This window comes from Kocuria nitroreducens (genome assembly GCF_042879195.1).
Lineage (GTDB): Bacteria > Actinomycetota > Actinomycetes > Actinomycetales > Micrococcaceae > Kocuria > Kocuria nitroreducens.
The window spans coordinates 174,652-192,966 of sequence record NZ_JBHZTC010000002.1; the positions used below are offsets into that span (position 1 = coordinate 174,652).

Here is an 18,315-nt window from a genome sequence, read left to right on the forward strand (position 1 = left end):
GCGGAGTTCCCGGTGGAGTCCCCGGTGGAGTCCCCGAACCGGGGCTGGTGCGGTCGGCCGTGACGGCTCATCAGCGGTCCCCGAGCCGGTCCACGAGCCGGGGGCCGAGGGCGGTGACGTCCCCGGCGCCCACCGTGAGCACCAGGTCCCCGGGCCGTGCGGCCTGCGCGGCCTCGGCGACCGCGTCGGCGCCGTCCGGCACGTAACGGACGTGGGCGGGGGCACGGTCGGTGACGATCGCGCTCGTGAGGCCGGCGACGGGCTGCTCCCGCGCGGCGAAGATGTCGATGACCAGAGCCTCGTCGGCCAGCGCGAGGGCGTCGGCGAACTCGGCCGCGAACTCGCGCGTGCGGGAGAACAGGTGCGGCTGGAAGATGGCGATCACCCGGTGCCCGGCCGCGACCTCCCGGGCGGCCGTGAGCGCCGCGACCACCTCGGTGGGGTGGTGGGCGTAGTCGTCGAAGACCCGGACCCCGTCCGCCTCGCCCCGCAGGTCGAAGCGCCGGGCGGAGCCGTGGAACCCGGCCAGCCCGCGCACCGCGTCAGCAGGCGGGACGCCGGCCTCGACGGCCACGCAGAAGGCGGCGGTCGCGTTGAGGACGTTGTGCCGGCCCGGGACCACGAGCTCGAGCCGCTCCTCGCGGCGGTCCGCGCCCTCGCCCAGCAGCAGGGTGCTGCTCGTGCGCAGCCCGTCGGCCTCCCCGGGGACCACCTGGACGTCGGATCCCGGGTCCGTGCCGTAGCTGACCACCCGTCCGCCGGCGGCCCGGTGGCGCTCCGCGAGCGCCCGCGAGCCGGGGTCGTCCTGGCAGGCCACGAGCAGCCCGTCCCCGAGCAGCGTTGCGGCGAACTCGTCGAAGGCCCGGAAGAAGGCCTCGCGGGAGGCGTAGAAGTCGAGGTGGTCGGGCTCGATGTTGGTGACCACGGCGATCCGCGGACCGTACGCCAGGAAGGAGCCGTCGGACTCGTCGGCCTCCGCCACGAACCACGGTCCTGGGCCGAGGGCCGCGTTGGAGCCGAGGTCGGCCACGTGGGCGCCGATGGCCCAGGAGGGCCCGAGCCCGGCGCTGTGCAGCGCCAGCGCGGCCATCGCGCTCGTGGTCGTCTTGCCGTGCGTGCCGGCCACGGCGACGACCGCCCGGCCGTGCATCGCGGCCGCGAGCGCCTCGGAGCGGTGGAGCACGCGCAGTCCGGCGGCCCGGGCGGCGGAGTACTCGCGGTCCTCGGGCGGGATCGCGGTGGACACGACCACCGTCTGCGCCCCGGCGACGTGGTCGGCGTGCTGACCCACGAACACGGTGGCGCCCAGGTCCTGGAGCTGGCGCAGCGCCGGGGAGTCCTGGCGGTCGGAGCCGCTGACCGGCACGCCGCGGGCGAGCATGAGCTTCGCGACGGCGGACATCCCGGCTCCGCCCATGCCGATGAAGTGGACCCGGCCGAGCAGGCCGGGGTCGGTCTCGTGCTCAGCGCGCACCGGGGACCTCCTCGAGGATCAGCCGTGCCAGCACGGTGTCGGCGTCGCGCACGCCGTGGCCACGGCTCGCGGCGGCCATCGCCGCGAGCCGGTCGGGGTCGGCCAGCAGGGGGTGCACGTGCCGGCGGTACCAGACGGGGGTGAACGCGTCGTCGGGGACGAGCTGCGCCGCACCGGCCGCCACGAGGGAGGCGGCGTTGAGCTCCTGCTCGCCGTTGCCGACGGGCAGGGGGACGAACACGGCGGGCAGGCCGACGGCCGCGACCTCCGAGACGGTCGCGGCGCCGGCGCGGGCCACCAGCAGGTCCGCGGCGGCGTAGACGCGCTCCATGCCGTCCACGTACTCGACCTGCACGTAGCCGGGGGCGCTCAGCGGCGCGCCGTCGTCCCGGGTGAGCTGCTTGCCCCGGCCGGTGACGTGGAGCAGCTGGTAGTCGTGCGCGGCGACCTCCTCGGCGATGCCCGCCACGGTGCGGTTCATGGCGAGGGCGCCCGAGGAGCCGCCGGTGACCACGACGGTGGGGAGGTCGGGGTCGAGCCCGAAGGACCGGCGGGCCTCGGCGCGCAGCGCCTCCCGGTCCAGGTGGGAGATCTCCCGGCGCATGGGCATGCCGACGGTCACGGCTCCGCGCAGCGGGGTGCCGGGGAACGCGGCGGCCACGGTCCTGGCCCAGCGCGCGCCGACCCGGTTGGCCAGGCCCGGCCGGGCGTTGGCCTCGTGGACCACGATGGGCAGGCCGCGCCGGGCGGCGGCGAGGTAGACGGGGGTGCAGACGTATCCACCGACGCCGAGCACCACGTCGGGCCGGACCCGGTCCAGGATGCCCCCGGCCTGCCGCACGGCGCCGAGGAGCCGCCCGGGCAGCCGGACGAGGTCCACGGAGGGCCGCCGGGGCAGCGGCACCCGGTCGACGAGCTCGAGCTCGAGACCGGCCTGCGGGACGAGCCGGGTCTCCATCCCGGACGCGGTGCCCACCGCCGTGAGCCGGGCGCCCGGGGCCTGTTCCCGCAGCGCGGCGGCCACGGCCAGCAGGGGGCTGACGTGCCCGGCGGTGCCTCCGCCGGCCAGCAGGACCGACGGCGCGGGGCCCCCGGGGGTGGGTTCGGACGGTGTCATGCGCGATCCTCGTTCGGGGTGCGGGGGCGGGGGGTGCGGGTGGGGACCTGGATCCGGCGCGGCAGCCGGGTGAAGGACATCACGACGCCGACGGCCGCGAGGCTCATCAGCAGCGACGACCCACCGTAGCTGATGAACGGGAGGGGTACGCCGATCACGGGCAGCACTCCCGTGACCATGCCGATGTTGATGAACGCCTGGCCGACGAGCCAGGTCACGATGCAGGCGGTGGCGATCCGGACGAAGCTGCTGCGGGCGCGCAGGATGACGCGGGCCATCGCCAGCGCCATGACGGCGAAGAGGGCGAGGATCAGCACCGTCCCCAGCAGGCCCAGCTCCTCGCCGATGATCGAGAAGATGTAGTCGTTGTGCGCCTCGGGGACGTAGTTGTACTTGAGCCGGGACTGGCCCAGCCCCACGCCCCACCAGCCGCCCGAGGCGAGGGCGTTGAGCCCCTGCTGGGCCTGGTAGCAGGCGTCGGTGGCGCCGCACTCCCCGAACAGCCAGCCGGTGATCCGGTCCACGCGGTGGGGCGCGGTGACCACCGCCAGCGTGCCGACCAGCGCGGCCCCGGCGGCCGCGAGCGCGAAGAGCCGCAGGGGCGCCCCGGCGAAGAACAGGGCGGCCGCGTAGATCAGCACGAAGACCAGCGCCGTGCCGACGTCGTCTCCGAGCACGATCATCAGGGCGGGGATGCTGATGCCCAGGCCCGACGGCCACAGGGCCTGGCGCCAGTCCCGCACGGCGTCCCCCTGCCGGGCGAGGACCATCGCCAGCCAGATGGCGACGGCGAGCTTGGCGGCCTCGGACGGCTGGAAGGACTGCCCGCCCACCACGATCCAGTTCCGGTTGCCGTTGATCTCCTGCCCGAGCGGGGTGAAGACGAGCATGAGCAGCAGCACGGCGAGGACCAGGAGTCCGGTGGAGCCCCTGCGGTACCAGACGGTGGGCACGAAGGACAGGGCGAACATCAGGAGCACGCCGATCCCCCCGAAGGTGGCCTGCTTGACGAAGTACGAGTACGCGGACTCCTGCGCCGAGATGGACTCGACCGCCGAGGCGGAGAGGACCATCATGATGCCGATGGCCGTGAGCAGCAGCACGGAGCCGGCCAGCGCGTAGTAGGAGTGGATGAGCGGACCGTCCACGAGGGCCCGCCAGAAGCGGCGCGCCCCGCCCAGGGATCCGCGGGCCGTCTGCGCGAGCCCCGCCCGGTCCTGCACCTGCGTCATGAGAGCCGTCCCACGATGTCGGCGACCTCCCGGACGAACGCGTCACCGCGGTGGGCGTAGGAGCTGAACTGGTCCATCGAGGCGGACGCCGGGGCCATCAGCACCGTGTCGCCCTGCTGCGCGACCTCGTGGGCGAGGCGGACGGCCTCGCCCATCACGGCGTCGCCCGCCGCGTGCCCGGGACGCTCGGCGGTCCGCAGGACGGGGACCTCCGGGGCGTGCGCGGCGAGCGCGGCGAGCAGCGAGTCGTTGTCCGTGCCGATGAGCACCACGGTCCGCAGCCGGCCGGCGTGCCGGGCGACGAGCCGGTCGTAGGAGACCCCCTTGGACAGCCCGCCGGCGATCCACACCACGGAGTCGAACGCGGACAGGGCCGCGTCGGCGGCGTGCGGGTTGGTGGCCTTGGAGTCGTTGATCCACAGCACGCCGTGCGTCGTGGCGACGGCCTGGATCCGGTGGTCGCCGGGCTCCCAGGCGCGCAGCCCCTCCCGCACGGCCTCCGGCGGGGCACCGGCCGCCCGGGCCAGCGCCGCGGCGGCCAGGGCGTTGATCACGCCGTGGGGCGTGGGAAGGGGGCCGGTGTCGGTGATCGAGGCGAGCTCGAGGGCGGAGCCGCGGCGGTCGTCGAGGAAGGCGCGGTCCACGAGCAGGTCCTCCACGACCCCGAGCATGCTGACGTCGGGCGTCTCGAGGGTGAAGCCCACGGCGCGACAGCCCTCCACGACGTCGGCCGCCTCCACCATGCGCACGGTCTCGGCCTGCTGGGCGTTGTAGACGCAGGCCACCCGGGTGTGCTCGTAGATCCGGGACTTGTCCGCCACGTAGTTCGCGTAGCCGCCGTGCCAGTCCACGTGGTCCTCGGCCACGTTGAGCACCACGGACGCCAGCGGCGACATCGAGGACGTCCAGTGCAGCTGGAAGCTGGACAGCTCCACGGCGAGGACGTCGTGCTCGACCGGCTCGCGCAGCGCGTCCAGGACGGGGGTGCCCACGTTGCCGACGGCAGCCGCGGTGAGCCCGGCGGCCCGCAGCATCGACGCGGTCATCCCCACCGTGGTGGTCTTGCCGTTGGTGCCGGTGATGCACACCCACTCGGCGGTCCGGCGCCCGGCGCGCTCGCGGACCCGCCAGGCGAGCTCGACGTCGCCCCAGATCTGGATGCCCTCGGCGGCCGCGGCGGCCAGCAGGGGATGGTCGGGCCGCAGCCCCGGAGAGGTGACCACCAGCTCGGGGCGGGCGCCCTCGACGTCGGGCACGGTCTCCTGGGCGCCCTCCCCCAGCAGGACGTCGGCGGCGCCCACGATCCGCAGGGTGTCGGCCTTCGCCCGGGTCCCCGGGGTGTCCGCCCCGTCGACGACGACGACGCGGGCGCCGAGCTCGATCAGGGTGTCCGCGGCGGCGAAGCCCGACACGCCGATGCCGGCGACGACCACGCGCAGCCCGGCCCAGTCCGCGTCCCACGAGGTGAGCCCGGCCAGGCGCGGCCGGTCCAGGTCGGGGTTGTCGTTGCTCGCGTGGATCATTGGATCATTCCTCCGTGGGAGAGCAGCCAGTCGCCGTAGAAGACGCCGAGCGCGGCCGCGACGAACAGCCCGGCGATGATCCAAAAGCGGACCACGATGGTCACCTCGTTCCAGCCCTTGAGCTCGAAGTGGTGCTGCAGCGGCGCCATCTTGAAGATGCGCTTGCCGCCGGAGAGCTTGAAGTAGCCGACCTGCAGGATGACGGAGACCGTGATGACGACGAACAGCCCGGCGATGAGCACGAGCAGCAGCTCGGTGCGGGTGAGCACCGCGAACGCGGCGAGCGCGCCGCCGAGCCCGAGGGAGCCCGTGTCGCCCATGAAGATCTTCGCCGGAGAGGTGTTCCACCACAGGAAGCCCACGAGGGCCCCGACCAGGGCGGCGGCGGTGAGGGCCAGGTCGGCGGCGTCGCGCACCTCGTAGCAGACCCCCCGGACCACGGAACCGCACAGGTGGGTGTTCTGCCACATGGCGATCAGCAGGTAGCCGCTGAACACGAGGATGGACGCACCGGTGGCGAGGCCGTCGAGGCCGTCGGTGAGGTTCACGGCGTTGGTCGTGGCGGTGGCGATCAGGTTCACCCAGACCACGAACAGGGCGGCTCCGACCGCGGTGCCCGCGAACGCGAGGTCGAGGGAGGTGTCGCGGGTCACGGAGATCGCGGAGGACGCCGGGGTCGCGCCCTGCGGGCCGGGGACGAGCAGCACGAGCAGGGCGAACGCGGTGCCGATGAGGCCCTGGAGGACGATCTTGCCCACGGGGCTGAGCCCGAGGTTCTGCTTCTTGGCGATCTTCTTGTAGTCGTCGATGAACCCGACGAAGCCCATGCCGAGCATCAGCAGCAGCGCGGAGAGCCCGGAGAGGGTGACGCCCCCGTAGGAGGGCCACAGCATCCCGGAGATCAGGTGCGTCAGGGCGTAGGCGGCCACCACGGAGCCGAGAATCGCCACGCCGCCCATGGTGGGCGTTCCGCGCTTGGTGTGGTGGCTGGTGGGGCCGTCGTCCCGGATGAACTGGCCGTAGCCGCGCCGGGCCAGGAACTTGATGAAGGCCGGGGTGCCGAAGAGGGACAGCACCAGGGCGAAGCAGGCCGCCATGAGGATCTGGATCATGCCGGCTCGTTCCCCTCCGTGGAGGGTCCCGGGGTGGTGGGCCTCCCGCTCGGGTCGAGGGCGGCGTTGACGAAGGGGCCGGCCGAGAGCCAGTGGTCGCCGTGCGCCGGGGCGTCGTTGCCCGGGGCCGGGTCGCCGGCGCCGCCCCCGGCGCGGGCGGCCACCCGGTCGCCCAGCACCGCCAGGCCGGCGGCGTTGGAGGACTTGAAGAGCACGACGTCGCCGGGCGCGAGCTCCTGGCGCAGGATCTCCTCGGCGTCCTCCGGGGTCGCCGCCCAGGTGGCCTCGTTGCCCCACGAGCCCTCGAGCTGGGCGGCGTCGTACACCGGGCGGGCGAGGTCGCCGACCGCGATGAGCTTGGAGACGTTGAGCCGCACGACCATGCGGCCCAGGGTGTCGTGCTCCTCGACCGTGCTGTCGCCGAGCTCGAGCATGCCGCCGAGCACCGCCCAGGTGCGGCGGGGCCCGGACCCGCCGGAGCCCCGGCCCAGCTGGGCCAGGGTCTGCAGCGCGGCCCGCATCGACTGCGGGTTGGCGTTGTAGGCGTCGTTGATCACCGTGACCCCGTCGGCCCGCTCGGTGCGCTCCATCCGCCACCGGCTCGCGGCGCCCTGGGCGTTGAGCGAGGCCGCGATGCGCTCCGGGGCGACCCCGGCCACGAAGGCCGCGGACGCTGCGGCGAGCAGGTTGGAGACGTGGTGCTCGCCGATGAGCCGGGAGACGACCCCGTGCTCGGAGCCGTCGGGGAAGTGCAGGCGGAACTCCGGGCTGCCGCCGGGCCCGAGCCGGATCGCGGAGGCGTGCACCCGGGCGGCCGGGACGTCGGGCAGCGCGTTGACCGGGGACTCCCCGAAGAACAGCACGGGCGCGGCGGTGCGGCGGTGCATCTGGCGGACCTGGGCGTCGTCGTCGTTGAGGACCGCCACGCCGTCGGCCCGCAGGGACTCGACGAGCTCGCCCTTGGCGCGGGCGATGTTGGCGACCCCGCCGAACTCGCCCGCGTGGGCGGAGCCCACGCACAGCACCACCCCGACGTCGGGGCGGACCATCCGGCACAGGTAGTCGATGTTGCCGATCCTGGTCGCGCCCATCTCGATGATGAGGAACCGGGTGTCCGGCTCGGCCTCGAAGACGGTCAGCGGGACACCGACCTCTCCGTTGTACGAGCCGCGGGGCGCGACCGTCGGGCCCTCCGCGGCGAAGACGCCCTGCAAGAGGTCCTTGGTGGTGGTCTTGCCGACGGAGCCGGTGACGGCGATGACCTTCACCTCGTGGTCGGCGCGCAGCTGGGCCACGACCCAGGCGGCCAGCTGACCCATCGCCTCCACCGCGTCGGCGACCAGCACGCCCGGGTAGGTGACACCCGCGGCGTCGTCGACCTCGCGCTCGACGAGGGCGAGGACGGCGCCGGCGGCGAACGCGGCGCCCACGTACTCGTGGCCGTCGGTGACCTCGCCCGGCTTGGCGACGAACAGCGTCCCGGGACGCGCCTCGCGCGAGTCGGTCGTGACGTGCTGGACGACGCGCGCCCCGGCGGCAGCGCCGACGGCGCGCCCGCCCGTGATCTGCACGAGCTGTGCGGCGGTCACTTCGATCATCGGTTCTCCCAACGGTCCTGCTGCCCGTCGGCCAGCGCGGCCCGCAGCTCTTCCCTGTCGTCCAGCGGGTGGTCCACGCCCCGGATCTCCTGGACCGTCTCGTGCCCGCGGCCGGCCACGAGCACGGAGTCGGCCCGCCCCGCCATGGCCACCGCGGCGCGGATGGCCACGGCCCGGGGCTCGAGCACGAGCACCTCCTGGGCCCGGGCCCCGGCGTCGCGGGCCGCGAACGCCCCGGCGGCGACCTCGGCGCGGATCGCGCCGGCGTCCTCGTCGTGCGGATCGTCGTCGGTGACGATCACGACGTCCGCGTGGCGGGCGGCGATCTCCCCCATGATCGGGCGCTTCGACCGGTCCCGCTCCCCCGTGGCGCCGAAGACCACGATGACCCGGCCCTCCTCGTCGGGCGGTTCGACGGCGGCGAGCGCGCGGCGCAGGGCGTCCGGGTTGTGCGCGAAGTCGACGACGGCGGTCGGCTGGGTGCCGACGAGCTGCATCCGCCCGGGCACGTCCGTGGTGAGGGGGTCCGCCTCGTCGAGGACGCGCTGCACGTCGGCGACGTCGATCCCGGAGGCCACGACCATGACCACGGCGAGCGCGGCGTTGGCCACGTTGAAGTCGCCCGGCAGCGCCGTGGACACGCGCAGCGCCCGGCCGTCCCGGTGCCGCAGCGCGAAGGAGTGGCCGATCCCGCGGCGGGTCAGGGTGGTCAGTGTCCAGTCCGCGCCGGTCCGGGCCGGTCCGGCGTCCCGGTCCCCGGGCACGCCGCCGCGCAGGGCGACCGTGTCCACCAGGTCCGTGCCGAGCTGCTCCCGCGCGTGCTCGGCCATCCGCAGGCCCCAGACGTCGTCCTCGTCCTGGACCACGACGACGGCCCGGCGGGTCCGCTGCGGGGTGAACAGCTGGGCCTTGACCGCGAAGTACTCGTCCATCGACCCGTGCAGGTCGAGGTGGTCCTGGGTCAGGTTCGTGAACCCGGCGACGTCGAAACGGACCCCGTCCACCCGGTGGAACTGCAGGGCGTGGGAGGAGACCTCCATGGACGCCGCCGTGATGCCGCGCTCGCGCATGAGCGCGAGCAACGCGTGCACGTGCGGGGCCTCCGGGGTGGTGAGCCGGGAGGGGATCGACTCGTCGCCCGCGAGGATTTCGATCGTCCCGATCAGCCCCGTGCGCTGGCCCAGGGCGCGGAGCACCGAGTTGGTGAAGTAGGTCGTGGTCGTCTTGCCGTTGGTGCCGGTCACCGCGAACAGTGCCGGGGCGGTCCCGTCCTCCGGCCGGGAGCCGTAGACGCGCGCGGCGATCGCGCCCACGGACCGGCGGGGGTCCGGGGCCTCGACCACGGGCAGCCGGATGCCGGCGTGCCGGAGGAGCGCGGCGCCCTCGGCGTCGGTGAGCACCGCGGCGGCGCCCGAGCGCTCGGCGGCCTCGGCGAACCGGGCCCCGTGGGTGCGGGCGCCGGGCAGTGCCGCGTAGAGGTCGCCGGGACGCAGCTCCCGGGAGTCCAGCGAGATGCCGGTGACGTCGACGGCGCGGGACGGTGCCGTCCCGCCCGCGAGCCGGGCGGTCTCCGCGAGGCTCAGCGGCCGGGGCCGGGCGGGGCGCATCGTCTGCGCGTCGTGTCCCTGCTGGGCTGTCGCGTCCATCAACGTCCTTCGTGGTCTGGGCGGCGGGTGGGTGGTCCGCCGGGAGCGGGGGGGCAGGCCCGGAGGGGGTGGCCGGGCACGGCGATATGGAAGTCTAGTCGCCCCCGTCGGCCCGCCGGGACGCCGCCGGGACAGGAGCAGCGCTCGCGGGGGCCCCGGTCCCGGCGCCGGCCCCGGTCTCGGCCGGGGCGCCGTCCGCGGCGCCGCCGTCCTCCGGCGCCTCGACGCCCGGCGGGGTGTCCACCGGCGCCGTCTCCTCCGCCTCGTCCGCCTCCTCCGCGTCGTCCGTGCGCAACGGGATCCTGACAGGTTCGGTGGTCGAGGGCGGAACGTCGTAGTGGCGCAGCACCTGTCCCATGATCTTGCTGAAGGTGGGGGTGGTGCCGATCGCGCGCACGTCACCCTGAGGCCGCTGGAGCGTGACCGCCACCAGGTACTGGGGGTCCTCGATCGGGGCGACCCCCACGAAGGAGGTGGTGTAGCCGTCGTAGCCGCCCTCGGGGCTGGGGGCCTCTGCGGTGCCGGTCTTGCCGCCCACGCGGTAGCCCTCCACGGCGGCCTCCTTGGCGCCGCCCTGGGTGACGGTGACCTCCATCATGTCGAGCACCTGCTCCGCCGTCTCCTCGGAGACGATCCGCTCGCCCTCGGGCCGCTCGACCGGGGTGCTGGTGCCGTCGGGGTCGAGGACGGACTCGACGACACGGGGCTCCACCTGGACCCCGCCGTTGCCGATGGCCTGGAAGATCGTCGCCGTGCGCAGCGGGGTCTGGGCCACGCCCTGCCCGAAGAGCACCGTGTACTGCTGGCGCACGTCCCACTGGTCGGCGCCCGTGAGGATGCCGGGCGACTCGCCGGGCAGCTCGATCCCCGTGGTCTCGCCCACGCCGAAACGCTGCATCCACTCGTGGCGCTGCTCCGGGGCCAGCCTGCCGCCGACCAGGACGGTGCCGGTGTTCATCGAGTCGGCGATGATCCCGGTGAACGTGCGCCGCTGCTCGCCGTGGTCGAAGGCGTCGGTGATCTTCTGCCCGTCGATCTCCAGGAACGGAGGCACCGTGACCTCCGTGTACGGCGTGGCCACACCCTCCTCCACGACGGCCGCCGCGGTGAGGATCTTCTGGGTGGACCCGGGTTCCACGGCCTGGGTGACGGCACGGGCTCCCAGGTCCTCGGCCTCCGCGGAGCCGATGTCGTTGGGGTCCACGGTCGAGGAGTCGGCCAGCGCCAGCACCGCGCCGTCCTCGATCCGCATGACCACGGCGGTGCCCCACTCGGCGTCGAGCTCTTCGGCGCGCTCCGTGACCGCCTGCTGGGCGAAGAACTGCACGTCGCTGTCGACCGACAGCTGCACCGAGGAGCCGTCCTCCACCGGGCTCTCCTCCTGAGGGGCCACCGGGATCCGCACGCCGTCAGCGCTGATCTCGAAGGTCCGGCTCCCGTCGGTGCCGCGCAGCAGCTCGTCCTGGGTCTGCTCGATCCCGCCGAGCGCCTCGTCGTCCCCGCCCATGAAGCCGACCACGCTGCCGCCCACCGGGCCGTTGGGGTAGATGCGGTCGGACGACGGCTGCCCGTACACGTAGGGCAGGCCGAGCTCGCGCACGGTGTTCCACTGCTCGGGCGTGACCCCGCGGGCCACGTACTCGAACTGCTTGTCGCCGTCGAGGGCGTCCTTGACCTCGGTGTCCTCGAGCTCGAGGGCGTCGGCGAGCTGGTACACCGCCTGGGTGGGGGTCACGGTCTCGGTGGTGCCGTCCGCGAGGGGCCGCTCGAACTCGCGCACCAGGGACTGGTCGACCGTGACGTCGTAGCGCTGCAGCGTGCGGGCGAGGACGTTGCCGTGGGTGTCGCGGATCTCGCCGCGCAGGGCGGGGACCACCTCGGTGCGGGACCGCTCGCCCGCGGCGGCCTCGGCCCGGCCGGCGACGTCGAAGCCCTGCACCCACACGAGGCGGATCCCGAGGACCACCAGCAGGCCGAGCACGAGAACGACGCCGATGTGGCTGCGGCCGATGCCGCGGGGGGCGTCGGACGTCGAGCGTGCGCGTGCCACGTGTCTGCCTCGTTCCTGGTTGCGACTGGGAGATGTCCGGGGTGGGCTGCTGCCGACGGATGCGGGGGCCGGTGCCCCCGGTCACTCCCCGGGCGTGCGCTGCGGCGGGGCCGAGAGGGAGCCGCCGTCAGCCTCCGCGGCACCGGCGGGCGCCGTGTCCTCGCGGGCCCGGCGATCGGCGTCCTCCCGCTCCTGCTCCGTCTTCTCCCGCTCACGGTCCTCGGCGCGCTGGGCGGCGCGGTCCGCGGCCTCGGAGCCGGTCTGGTGGGCGTGGTCGACCAGGATCTCGTGGTCCTCCTGGGGCTGCGCGGGCAGCGGATCGCCCTCGACCGTCCCGTCCGTGAGGTCGACCGTGCCCGAGCCCTGCGCGGGGACCATGCCGAGGTCCGTCGCCATCACCGCGAGGTTCTGCGGGGCGTTGTAGAACTCGAGGTCCTGGGTGAGCGCCTCGTTCTGCTGGCTGAGGGCCTGCTCCTGGGCGCGCAGCTCCACGAGCCGGTACTGGCCGCCGGAGATCTGGATGTTCAGGACCAGGATGGAGGCCAGCGCCACCACGAGCGCCACCAGGCTGAGCACCACGGTGGAGACCCGCTGCCGGCGCGCCCGGCCCGGGACCACGGACAGCGGGGCCCGGGTCGACCCGGCCGGCTCCTCGGTGTGCGGTGCCGGAGTGCTCAGCTGACGAGCCGAGGTGCCCTCCACCGGCGGGCGCTGCCCCCGCCGCCCGGCCCAGGCACCGATGCCTGTGCGCGCGGAGGCCGGGGGTGCGCTGCGTCGCTGGAGTCCGGTTCCGCTCATGCCGTGTACCTCTGCGCGTTCTGTGCTGTGGGGGGGACGTGCTCTCGGATGCGCTCCACCGCGCGCAGTCGCGCGGAGGCAGCACGGGGGTTCTCGTCGATCTCCCGGGGCGTGGGGGTCTCCGTCCCGCGGGTCAGGACCCGCAGGGTGGGCTTGTGCTGGTCGAGCTCCACGGGGAAGCCCTTCGGCGCCGTCGAGGCGGCTCCGCGCGCGAAGGCCTGCTTGACGATCCGGTCCTCGAGGGAGTGGTAGCTCATGGCCACGACGCGGCCGCCGACGGGCACGGCGTCCAGTGCGGCGGGGATCGCCCGGCGCAGGACCTCGAGCTCCTCGTTGACCTCGATCCGCAGCGCCTGGAACGTCTGCTTCGCCGGGTGCCCCTTGCGGTGCTGGGCGCCCTGGGGCACGGCCCCGCGCACGACCTCCACGAGCTCGCCCGTGGTCCGCAGCGGGGTCCTGGCCCGCTGCGCCACGATCGCCCGGGCGATGCGGCCGGCGAACCGCTCCTCGCCCCAGTCCCGCAGGATCCGGCGCAGGTCCTCCTCGCTGTAGTCGTTGACCACGTCCTGGGCCGTGACCGGCGCCGTGGAGTCCATGCGCATGTCGAGGGGCGCGTCGTAGGAGTAGGCGAAACCGCGCTCGCGCTCGTCGAGCTGGAAGGAGGAGACCCCGAGGTCGAAGAGCACCGCGTCCGCGTGGTCGAACCCGTGCCTGCCGAGGGCCTCCGGGATCCGGTCGTAGGTCGTGTGCACGGGGTGGAACCGGTCCCCGAACGGGATGAGCCGCGAGCCTGCCAGCGCGTGGGCCTGCGGGTCCCGGTCGATGGCCACCAGCTGGAGGCCGGGGAAGCGCCGCAGCAGTGCCTCGGAGTGACCGCCCATGCCCATCGTCGCGTCCACCGCCACGGCGTCGTTCTCGCCGAGCGCGGGAGCCATCAGGTCGAGGCACCGATCGAGCAGCACGGGGACGTGGAGCTGCTCGGCTGGGCGTTGCGCCATGGGCCCTCTCTTCGGCGGTCGACGGTGGAACGGTCTTCGGTGGCCGGCGCCGGGTCGACGCCGTGGTGCGGCGGCGGGCCTTCCAGGATCAGAACCCCATCCGCTGGCCGTCCCTCGAATCCGGCCTGGCTCAGGGGAAGGTGAGTCAGGACGGTGACGGCTGTGCGGCTGGAGATCTCATCCGGGAAGCGGCCCCGCGTGCTCCGCGGGTGGTCTCGGCGGCCGTGCGCTCAGAAGAGCCCGGGCACCACTTCCTCCTCGGTCTCGGAGAAGACGGCCTCCTTCTCGTTCAGGTAGTCGTTCCACGCCTGGGCGTCCCAGATCTCCGCCCGGGTGCCCGCGCCGATGACGGCGAGCTCCCGGTCCAGCCCGGCGTAGTCCCGCAACGGCGGCGGTATGGTGACTCGGCCCTGCTTGTCCGGGACCTCGTCCGAGGCGCCCGAGAGAAAGACCCGGATGTAGTCCCTGGCCTGCTTCGAGGACAGTGGTGCCGCCCTCAGCTGCTCGTGGACCCGCTCGAACTCGCGGACGCTGAACACGTAGAGACACCGTTCCTGACCACGGGTCAGGACGAGTCCCTCCGCCAGCTCCTCCCGGTACTTCGCCGGCAGGATCAGGCGGCCCTTCTCGTCGAGACGGGGTGAGTACGTTCCGAGAAACATGCTCACCGCCTCTCCAGCCCGAGAGTTCTCCCAGATCCATCTCTTCGCCCCACTTTACTCCACTTCACTCCCCGGTCAACGAACGCGGAGCCCGTGCGCCGCGGCGTGGCGCGGCCCCCGAGGTCCGCGGCGGGCATCACCCCAGGTGGGCGGGGCCGCGCCGCGGAGAACGGCGGCGGGGAGGAGAGCGGAGGACGGAGCGGCGCGCCGCGGCGGACACGGGAAGCGTCCGGCGGGGAGGGCGGTGGAGGACCCCGGGGCGCGCCGCGGCGGACGCCGGGACGGCACGCCGGGGAGGACAGTGGAGGACGCCGGTCGCTGCGTGGCGGGCACCGCGGGTGACGGCGATGGGGAGGACGGTGGGGGCACACTCGGCGAGGAGCTCCCGGGACATGCAAAAGCTCCCCGGTGGTGCACCGGGGAGCTGCTCGGACGCTGCGCGCCGTCGTGCGGCGGCTCGGTGGTGGGAGGTGGAGGGACGGGGCCGGTCCGGCCGGGCGGCGCCCTGCGGTGGGCGTCCTGCGACCGGCTCCGCGCCCGGGCGGGACCGGTCAGGTGGACGGGCCTCCGGAGTTGCGCTGGTCCCAGCGCTCCTCGAGGTTCTGCAGGAAGGGCGACGACCTGCGGGGAGGTCCCCCCTTGCCGGCCTCGCCGCCGGAGCGGGGCTTGCCGGAGCGCAGCGTGGCGACGTAGACACCCGCGCCCATCACGACGAAGCCCAGGACCCCCACCAGGATGGAGTCGATGACGACCCCGCCCAGGAGGACGAGCAGGCCGACGACGGCGATCACGATCCCGAGGACGATGTTGCGGGTGGACGCACCCCTGACGGCACGGGAGCCCATGCTCGTCACGAACCTCGGGTCATCCGCGTGGAGCTGCTTCTCCAACTGGGCCAGGAGCTGTTGCTCGTGCTCGGACAGTGGCACGGTATGCCTCCTCATCCTTCGGGTGCGGATTCCCCGGCTGTTCCGGCGCCGCCTGCTACCAGGATAGACCGTCGGGTGCTGAATTGGCACCGCGCACACGGCTGTCAACACCCTCCGAGTTGCCTCCCGGATTCCGCGGTGCGGGCGGCAGGAGGCGTGCGGGTCCGAGGCGCTCGGCGCCGAAGCGGGCATGCACCCGGTCCATGGCCTGCTCGGCGGCCCCCCACTCCTCCTCACGGCCGTCCAGGCTCAGCTGCAGGGCGTCGGTGGCAGGCTCCAGCCGCTCGGCCCGGATGCCGATGAGCCGGACCGGCTGGGGCCGGGCCCCGAGCTCGTCGAGCAGCCCCACGCCGTGCTCGAGCAGGTCGTGGGCCGATGTGAACGGGTGCTGCAGGGTCCGGGAGCGGGTGATGGTCGTGAAGTCCGCCCAGCGCACCTTGAGCCCCACCCGGCGGGCGCGCAGCCCCTGACGGCGCAACCGTGAGGCGGTCCGGTGGCTGAGCCGAAGGAGGGTCTCGTGCAGGACCCGGTCGTCCGCCACGTCCCGGGGGAACGTCTCCTCCGCGCCCACGCTCTTCTCCTCCCGGACCGGCTCGACCGGGCGGGGGTCCCGCCCGTTGGCGAGCTCGTGCAGGTGGTGGCCGGCCGCCCGGCCGACCAGGCGGGTCAGCACCGGCACGGGGGCGGCCGCGAGGTCCCCGACGCTCCTGAGGCCCGCGCCGGTGAGCGTCTCGGCGGTGCGCCCGCCGACACCCCACAGCGCCGAGACCGGCAGCTCCGCCAGGAACGCGACGGTGTCCTCGGGCTGGACGAGCAGCAGGCCGTCCGGCTTGGACCGGGTGGAGGCGATCTTCGCGACGGTCTTGGTGGCGCCGATCCCCACGGACGCGGTCAGCCCCAGCTCCTCCCGGACGCGGGCGCGCAGGTCGCGGGCGATGCCGACCGGCGGGCCGAGCCGCCGGACCGCCCCGGCGACGTCGAGGAAGGCTTCGTCCACGCTGATCTGCTCCACCCGGTCTGTGATCTCCCGGAACATCGCCATGACCCGGCGGGAGTAGGCGTCGTAGGCGTCCCGGTGGGGCTCGAGCAGAACGGCCCGCGGGCAGATCGCCCGGGCGCGCGCCAGGGGCATGCCGGAGCGGACGCCGAACGCCCGGGCCTCGTAGGAGGCGGAGAGGACGACGGAGCGGTTGCCCGCCCCCGCCACGATGACGGGCCGGCCGCTCAGCCCGGGGGCCGCGAGCAGCTCCACGCCGACGTAGAACATGTCCATGTCGACGTGCAGCACGGCGCACGCCCGCCAGCGGTCCAGCCGGTCCTTCGGCGTCTCGTTCACCGTGGCCTCCTCCCGGGTCCGGCACAGCATAGCTTCCGGCGCGGACATCGCGGCCGCTGCGCGGGCACCGTCCCCGGCGGAGCGCCCCGGCCCGTCCAGCGGGCCTTCGATAGGCTGGGGCGGACATCGCGGACGGCCGTCGGAGGGCGTCCGCCACCGCCCCGAGACCGAGGTCGAGCCACCCATGACGTGCCCGCCGCTCCCGCACCACCCCGACGCACCCCCCGGCACCGCGCCGCAGGCCCGGCCCGAGGACGCCTACCGCGCCGAGGACGAGCGGTTCGTGGCCCGGCTACACGCGGAGCTGGAGGAGTTCTTCGGGCGGCAGCGGACGGTCCTCGGCGGCATCTCGGCGGACGCCCTCCCGCTGCTGGACGCCGTCGTCGCGCTCTCCGCGGGCGGCAAGCGCCTGCGGGGGCGGCTGTGCTACTGGGGCTGGCGGGCCGCCGGCGGCGATCCGGAGGACCCGGCCGTGGTCCGGGCGGGCGCGGCGCTCGAGCTCTTCCAGTCGGCCGCGCTCATCCACGACGACGTCATCGACCGCTCCGACACCCGCCGCGGCGCCCCCAGCGTGCACCGCCGCTTCGAGTCCGTGCACGCGGACCGGGGCTGGGCCCTGGACGGACCCGCGTTCGGCGTGGCCGCCGCGATCCTCTCGGGGGACCTGTGCCTGTCCTGGAGCGAGCAGTCGTTCGCCACGGCCACCGCGATGGCACGCGGCGGCCGCCGCGCACGCGCGGTCTTCGACCTCATGCGCTCGGAGGTGATGGCCGGGCAGTACCTCGACGTGCAGGGCGAGGTCGCCGGCGGGGGTCAGGACCGCGACGGGGCGGTGAAGCGGGCCCTGGCCGTCATCCGGTACAAGTCGGCGAAGTACTCGGTGGAGCACCCCGTGGTGCTCGGCGCCGCTCTCGCCGGGGCGCCGGAGCAGGTCCTGGAGCGCTGCTCCGCGTTCGCGCTGCCCCTGGGCGAGGCGTTCCAGCTGCGCGACGACGTCCTGGGGGTGTTCGGCGACCCGGCGGCCACGGGCAAGCCCGCCGGCGACGACCTGCGCGAGGGCAAGCGGACGGTGCTCGTCGGCTACGTCCGCACGCTCGGCACCGAACCACAGATCGCGCGGCTCGAGGAGGCACTGGGCCGGCCCGACCTGACGGAGGAGGACGTCGAGGTGCTCCGCACGCTCATCACGGCGTGCGGAGCCCTGGGCGCCACGGAGGAGCTCATCGAGCGGCTCAGCCGGGAGTCGTTCACGGCGCTGGACCGGCTCGGGGCCGACGCGGTGCCCATGGCGGCGCTGCGAGGCCTCGCGACGGCCGCGGTCCGCCGCTCGTCCTGAGGCCGGTGCGCCGGGCGCGACCACGGGGCCGGCCCGGCGCGCCGGTCAGGAGAGCGTCACCAGGCCAGGGCCTGGGCCCGGCGGCGGATCTCCGTCTTGCGCCCGTCCCGCAGCGCGTCGACGGGACGGCCCGGCAGGGACTCGTCCTCGGTGAACAGCCACGTGATCGCCTCGACGTCGGTGAAGCCGGAGTCCCGCAGCACCGCCACGGTGCCCTTCAGGGAGTCCACCACGGCGCCGTCGAGCAGGAACGCGGCCGGCACCCGGCGGATGCTGTCGTGCGGGTTGCGGACGGCGAGGAGGGTCCCGTCGTCGACGAGGCCGTGGACGCGGGTGACCACGAGGCCGAGCTGCTCGGCGACGTCGGGCAGGGGCAACCACTCCTGGACGAGACCGTCCAGGCGGTCGAACTCCTCGGTGCTGATTCCGGATGTGTTCTTCACGCCCCCAGGGTGCCACGTCGGCCGGTGCCCGTGCCACGCGGGCCCGCCACGGTATGCTCGA

General features: G+C 74.3%; 15 protein-coding genes. 1 reads left to right on the forward strand and 14 read right to left on the reverse strand.

What is annotated here, in order from left to right:
• Nucleotides 1-70: 70 nt before the first annotated feature.
• The 13 genes from murC to dinB all read right to left on the reverse strand — a co-directional run bounded on the left by murC (nt 71) and on the right by dinB (nt 16,475).
• On the reverse strand, nt 71-1,474 hold the full coding sequence (gene murC, locus ACFYE1_RS01935) for a UDP-N-acetylmuramate--L-alanine ligase (RefSeq protein ID WP_387739358.1): 1,404 nt from the start codon (nt 1,472-1,474) through the stop codon (nt 71-73).
• Nucleotides 1,464-2,591, reverse strand: a complete 1,128-nt coding sequence (gene murG, locus ACFYE1_RS01940) for an undecaprenyldiphospho-muramoylpentapeptide beta-N-acetylglucosaminyltransferase (RefSeq protein ID WP_387739360.1) — start codon at nt 2,589-2,591, stop codon at nt 1,464-1,466. Before murG ends, murC begins: the two co-directional genes overlap by 11 nt.
• Nucleotides 2,588-3,823: a putative lipid II flippase FtsW gene (ftsW, locus tag ACFYE1_RS01945; protein ID WP_387739363.1), complete on the reverse strand. Its 1,236-nt coding sequence runs from the start codon at nt 3,821-3,823 to the stop codon at nt 2,588-2,590. The genes murG and ftsW overlap by 4 nt, the downstream gene beginning before the upstream one ends.
• On the reverse strand, nt 3,820-5,346 hold the full coding sequence (gene murD, locus ACFYE1_RS01950; RefSeq protein WP_387739366.1) for a UDP-N-acetylmuramoyl-L-alanine--D-glutamate ligase: 1,527 nt from the start codon (nt 5,344-5,346) through the stop codon (nt 3,820-3,822). Before murD ends, ftsW begins: the two co-directional genes overlap by 4 nt.
• Nucleotides 5,343-6,458 (reverse strand): phospho-N-acetylmuramoyl-pentapeptide-transferase, encoded by a 1,116-nt coding sequence (gene mraY / locus ACFYE1_RS01955; RefSeq protein ID WP_387739368.1) that lies wholly within the window; start codon nt 6,456-6,458, stop codon nt 5,343-5,345. Before mraY ends, murD begins: the two co-directional genes overlap by 4 nt.
• Nucleotides 6,455-8,056: a UDP-N-acetylmuramoyl-tripeptide--D-alanyl-D-alanine ligase gene (locus tag ACFYE1_RS01960; protein ID WP_387739370.1), complete on the reverse strand. Its 1,602-nt coding sequence runs from the start codon at nt 8,054-8,056 to the stop codon at nt 6,455-6,457. The genes mraY and ACFYE1_RS01960 overlap by 4 nt, the downstream gene beginning before the upstream one ends.
• The gene (locus ACFYE1_RS01965) at nt 8,053-9,702 is read right to left on the reverse strand and encodes a UDP-N-acetylmuramoyl-L-alanyl-D-glutamate--2,6-diaminopimelate ligase (protein ID WP_387739372.1); all 1,650 of its coding nucleotides are present in this window, start codon (nt 9,700-9,702) and stop codon (nt 8,053-8,055) included. The genes ACFYE1_RS01960 and ACFYE1_RS01965 overlap by 4 nt, the downstream gene beginning before the upstream one ends.
• A 94-nt stretch (nt 9,703-9,796) precedes the next feature.
• Nucleotides 9,797-11,752 (reverse strand): peptidoglycan D,D-transpeptidase FtsI family protein, encoded by a 1,956-nt coding sequence (locus ACFYE1_RS01970; RefSeq protein ID WP_387739374.1) that lies wholly within the window; start codon nt 11,750-11,752, stop codon nt 9,797-9,799.
• An 81-nt stretch (nt 11,753-11,833) separates the two neighbouring features.
• Nucleotides 11,834-12,550 carry a hypothetical protein gene (locus ACFYE1_RS01975; RefSeq protein WP_387739376.1) on the reverse strand — a complete coding sequence of 239 codons (717 nt, stop codon included), beginning with the start codon at nt 12,548-12,550 and terminating at the stop codon, nt 11,834-11,836.
• A complete protein-coding gene (gene rsmH / locus ACFYE1_RS01980) occupies nt 12,547-13,548 on the reverse strand; it encodes a 16S rRNA (cytosine(1402)-N(4))-methyltransferase RsmH (RefSeq protein WP_387739378.1) in 1,002 nt (333 codons plus the stop codon). Before rsmH ends, ACFYE1_RS01975 begins: the two co-directional genes overlap by 4 nt.
• Nucleotides 13,549-13,778: 230 nt before the next feature.
• On the reverse strand, nt 13,779-14,210 hold the full coding sequence (mraZ, locus tag ACFYE1_RS01985) for a division/cell wall cluster transcriptional repressor MraZ (RefSeq protein ID WP_387739500.1): 432 nt from the start codon (nt 14,208-14,210) through the stop codon (nt 13,779-13,781).
• A 551-nt stretch (nt 14,211-14,761) separates the two neighbouring features.
• A complete protein-coding gene (locus ACFYE1_RS01990) occupies nt 14,762-15,139 on the reverse strand; it encodes a DUF3040 domain-containing protein (RefSeq protein WP_387739380.1) in 378 nt (125 codons plus the stop codon).
• A 55-nt stretch (nt 15,140-15,194) separates the two neighbouring features.
• Nucleotides 15,195-16,475, reverse strand: a complete 1,281-nt coding sequence (dinB, locus tag ACFYE1_RS01995) for a DNA polymerase IV (protein WP_387739382.1) — start codon at nt 16,473-16,475, stop codon at nt 15,195-15,197.
• Nucleotides 16,476-16,659: 184 nt separating this feature from the next.
• Here dinB and ACFYE1_RS02000 point away from each other — a divergent pair, with 184 nt between their 5' ends.
• Entirely contained in the window at nt 16,660-17,811 is a 1,152-nt protein-coding gene (locus tag ACFYE1_RS02000) for a polyprenyl synthetase family protein (RefSeq protein ID WP_387739384.1), read from the forward strand.
• A gap of 56 nt (nt 17,812-17,867) precedes the next feature.
• Here the strand turns inward: ACFYE1_RS02000 and ACFYE1_RS02005 are convergent, their stop codons facing one another.
• Nucleotides 17,868-18,254, reverse strand: coding sequence for an Rv2175c family DNA-binding protein (locus tag ACFYE1_RS02005; RefSeq protein WP_017833699.1), 387 nt, complete (start codon nt 18,252-18,254; stop codon nt 17,868-17,870).
• Nucleotides 18,255-18,315: the final 61 nt, after the last annotated feature.